The organism is Bradyrhizobium genomosp. III (assembly GCF_000261705.1).
Classification (GTDB): domain Bacteria; phylum Pseudomonadota; class Alphaproteobacteria; order Rhizobiales; family Xanthobacteraceae; genus Bradyrhizobium; species Bradyrhizobium ottawaense.
Window position 1 is genome coordinate 1 of record NZ_AJQF01000483.1, and the last position, 4,482, is coordinate 4,482.

General features: G+C 62.3%; 1 protein-coding gene. It reads right to left on the minus strand.

From position 1 onward, the window contains the following. Positions 1–96: 96 nt before the first annotated feature. Positions 97–4,482: M10 family metallopeptidase C-terminal domain-containing protein (locus tag IC66_RS0138010; RefSeq protein WP_038951076.1), on the minus strand; the 4,386-nt coding region annotated here is incomplete at its 5' end.

The following is a 4,482-nucleotide window of genomic DNA, read 5'->3' on the forward strand; positions in this document are numbered from 1 at the left end:
GCGGTTTTTGCTTGGGCTCGCGCGGCGATTGCTTCGACGGTGGCTCCCGGAGACAGGCCGGCAGGCGGCCAACGCCTCTCCGAAGCCGGTTCTCTCTCAGGCCAACAGGAAGTTGCCGTTGTGCAGCGTGCCCGTGACATTTTGCAGGCTCACGTCCATATCGCTCGTTCCGTCGCCGTCGATATCGATCTGAAGATAGTCGTTACCCGGCCCGGAATTCTGCAGGTGAGCCGAAGCCTGGTTGGCACCGAGCAGCGCCGCATTCTCCACGTACTCGATGTGACCGCCAGCGACGCTAATGCCCGAGAACGTAAAGCTGTCATTATCGGCGTCGAAATTGTGAATGGTATCGGCAGCGCCGGCGGCGGAATCCGCGGTGCTGACAAAGCGGAAGTTGTCATGGCCCGCGCTGGCGAAGATCTCATCCGCACCCGCGCCGGCAGTGATCGTCGTGTTACCTGACGCATTGCCGATCGTGATCCTGTCGAAGTTCGCGGCGGCATTGACGGTCTCGACGTTGGTCACCGTGATGTCGTAGACATTCGCGCTGAAGTTCAGAGTGTCGTTGCCGCCGCCGAGATCGATCACGTTCGCCGGGCTGCCCTGCAACGTCAGAATGTCGTCCGACGAGCTCCCGTTGAGCAGATTCACGTTCCACAGATTGTCGAACGAATTGCTGCCTGCGGCGAGATTCAGGACGTTGGTCCCTTCGCCGAGATTGACCGACACCCCGGACACTGTATTCAGAAGCGTGACCGTATCGTCCGACGGGTTGAGATTGCCGGTGAAATCACTGCCGTTGAGGTTTTCGACGCCACTGATGCTGACCGAATTCACTCCATTGGCGAGCGACACCAGATCGTTTCCACCGCCCATGTCGATGACGATGCCATCGACATTGTTCGTCAAGCTGAGTGAATTGTCGCCCGAATTTCCGTTGATGTGCTCGACGCCGGTCGCGGCGAATGCAGCGAAGTTTCCGTTGAGGGCGATCGTATCCTCGCCGCCGCCAAGGTCGATCGCGACGCCGTTGACCGCTGCGATCGCACCGGTGACAGTCAAGGTGTCGTCGCTCGCGGTTCCGTTCACGTGATTGACGTCGTAGATGTTCACGAACGAGTTCGCGCCGGCAGCGAGGTTCATCGTATTGTCGCCGTTGCCGAGGCTGATGTTCAGGCCCGTCACCGTCGTCGACAAGGTGAGTACGTCGTTGACGCCGGGCGTCGCACCGAAATCGGATCCGCCGACCCCCTCGACGCCGATCAGGCTAAGCGTGTTGGCGCCGCCCGCGAGATTGAGCTGATCATTGCCACCCCCGAGGTCGACGACCAGTCCGTTGGCGGTCGTCGTGAGGTTGACGAATTCGTCGTTGCCGCTGCCGACCAGGTTTTCGACACCCGAGAGATTGAGCGTGTAGCCGTTACCGAAGGTGCCGTTGAGCAGGACGGTATCCCCCGTCCCGGCTCCCAGATTGATCCCGTGTCCGAAGATATTGGCTCCGACGCGAAGATAATCATCGCCAGCCGTTCCGCTCACGGGTGCCGTGTTAGAGAACTGTTGCGTCGAGAGATCGATCGGACTCGCCAACGAGCCCGATGACAGCAACACGATGGCGTCGCTGAACTGCAGCACTTCGACATTGGTCAGACCGTCGGTGCCGTCACGGTTCACGACATTGTCTTGAACCTGGATCGTTCCAGCCGTCGTGACGGTGTATTGCGATTGCGTACCCGAGAAGATCACCATGTCGGTGCCGGCGTCGCCGTCGATCGTATCGTTGCCGCCCTGGCCGGTGATGCCGTCGTTGCCGCCACCTGCGTTGATCGTGTCGCCACTGCCGCCGCCGAAGAAGAATTCGTTATTCGAGCTGCCGATCAGCGTGTCGGCCTGGTTCGAACCCTGGACGCTGTTGACGCCTCCCGTGATGAAGTCGGCGCCGGCCGCACCGCTCACAAGTCCCGTCGAAAGGTCGACGGAAACTCCGCCCCCGCTCGCCTGGGAATACGAGACCCGCGTATTGCCGTTACCGGTGATGGTATCGTTGCCGAGCAGGCCTTCGAACAGGTTGAAGGTACCGAACGATCCTGCCGAGGTGACGCCGGTGAAGCCTGTGGCATTGTAGGTGTCGTTCAGGTTGCTGCCGGTCGCACTGTTGACGCCTACATAGGTGTCAGTGCCGATCGAGCCGCCACCGGTCGCAGTCCCCGCCTGCAGGTTGATGGTCACGGCATCGGTGGCGCTGGAATAGATGATCCGGGTGTTACCGTTGCCGGTGATCGTGTCGTTGCCGGCCAGGCCTTCGAACTGGTTGAAGTTGCCGTTGTTGCCGACGTTGTTGGTTGCACCGTTCTGGAAACCGACGGCGCCGAAATTCGTGGCCGTGAAGACGTCGTTGAAAGTGGTGCCCTGGGCGCCCTCGATCCCGCGGAACGTATCATTGCCGACCGAGCCGTCACCGGTCGCGGTGCCCGCCGTGAAGTTGATCGTCACCGCGCCGGTGGAGAAGTAGATGTTGTTGTAGCTGATGATGTCGAAGCCGCCGCGGCCGTCGATGAAGTCGTCGCCGGCAAGGCCGGTGAACGTTTCCGTCGCCGTGGTGGTGTTGCTACCGCTGATGGTGTCGTTGAACATCGAGGCCATCACGGCGTTGACGCCGCTGAACGTATCGTTGCCCGTGGACAAGTCACCGCTTGCGGTACCTGCCAGCAGATCGACCGTCACCGCGCCGGTGGCGTTGGTGAATGCAACGCGCGTGTTGCCGTTACCGGTGATGCTGTCGTTGCCGCCCATGCCGATGAATTCATTGAACGTCCCGTTGGAACCGGCATTCTGGCTGCTTCCGGTGAAACCAGCGGCGTTGAAGACGTCCGCAGCGTTCGAGCCGCGCACGGACTCGACCGATCGCAGCGTGTCGGTGCCGACCGTCGCGGCGTCGCCCGTCACGGTTCCCGAGGCCAGTTGAACGTCGATCCCGCCCACCGCGGCCGGATCGAGCGCGTAGTCCGCCCGGTCGAAACCAGCCCGGCCGTCGATGAAGTCATCGCCGGCGCGGCCTTCGAACGTTTCCACGGTTCCTGGGCCATTGGCACTGCCGAGCAGTTGGTCGCCAGATCCAGAGCCGACAACACCCGCAAAGCCCGAACCCACCAAGGTATCGGTACCGACCGAGGCATCTCCCGCCGCCGAGTGGGCCGTCAGATCGACGGTCACGCTGCCCGTTGCATTGGCATACGAGATGCGCGTCAGGAGCGCACCCAGGCTGTTCATCGCTCCCGTGATGCTGTCGTCCCCGCCGCGGCCTTCGAACTCGTTGAAGCCCACATTGGTGCCGGCAATGCCGGTATCGCCCGCAAAGCCGGTCGCGTTGAACGTGTCGGCATAGTCGCTGCCCACGATCCCCTCGACGTTCGCCAGCGTGTCCGTGCCGACCCCCGGGCCTGTCACGGAACCTGCCGCGAGATTTGCGGTAATGCCGCCCGTTGCCGCGACATAGTCGGCGCGGTCGAAGCCGAGGCCGCCGTCGAGCAGATCATTGCCGTCGAGGCCCTTGAGGCGATCGTTGCCCGCAAGGCCACTCAGATTGTCGGCGTAGGCGGTGCCGATAAGCGTATTTGCACCGGCGTCGCCGGTGAGGTGCACGCCCTGCCCCAGGATGAAGTCGGCAGCCGTGAGGTTCGACAGCGTCACGTTCAGCAGCGTGAGGGTGTCGCCATTGCCGAAGTTGATGACCGTGTTCGGCCCCTGTTGGGTGGCAAGCGCCTGAACGTCGGCAAGGGTCGAGACACCAGGGATTCCCGTGAGGTCGATCTTGTCGGCGTCCGCCTGCAGGAAGTCGCCGATGGTGTCCGCGCCGCCGCCGGCAGCGTAGACAAAGGTGTCTGCACCAATGCCGCCGTTCAGGCCGTCGTTGCCGGCACCACCGCTGAGCAGATCGTTGCCGCCGTTGCCGAACAGCTGGTCGTTGCCACCAGAACCGGTGATCGTGTCGTTGAAGTTCGAGCCCGCAACGCTGGTCACCCCTCCCAAAATGGTGTCATGACCTACCGAACTATCGCCGTCCACAGTACCGTTTGCGAGGTTAACGGTCACGCCGCCGGTCGCGTTGGCGAACAGCAGCTGCGTGCTGCCGTTGCCGGTGATGAGGTCGTTGCCGGCAAGACCCTGGAAGGAATTGAAACCGATGAAGCCTGACGCGTCGTATGTGTCGGCGAAATTGCTGCCATAGACGCTGTTGACGCCCGTGAAGGTATCGTGCCCGACCGACACATCACCCGTGATCGAGCCGGCGTTCAGGTTGACGGTGACGCCGCCGGTGGCATTCGTGTAGAGCAGTCGTGTGTTGCCGTTGCCGGTGATGGCATCATCGCCGCCGAGGCCCTCGAACTGGTTGAAGGTGCCGTTGTTGCCGATATTGAGCGCACCGGGCTGGCCATAGCCCGTCGCCAGATAGGTGTCGGCGTAGCCCGTGCCCTGAATGCCCTC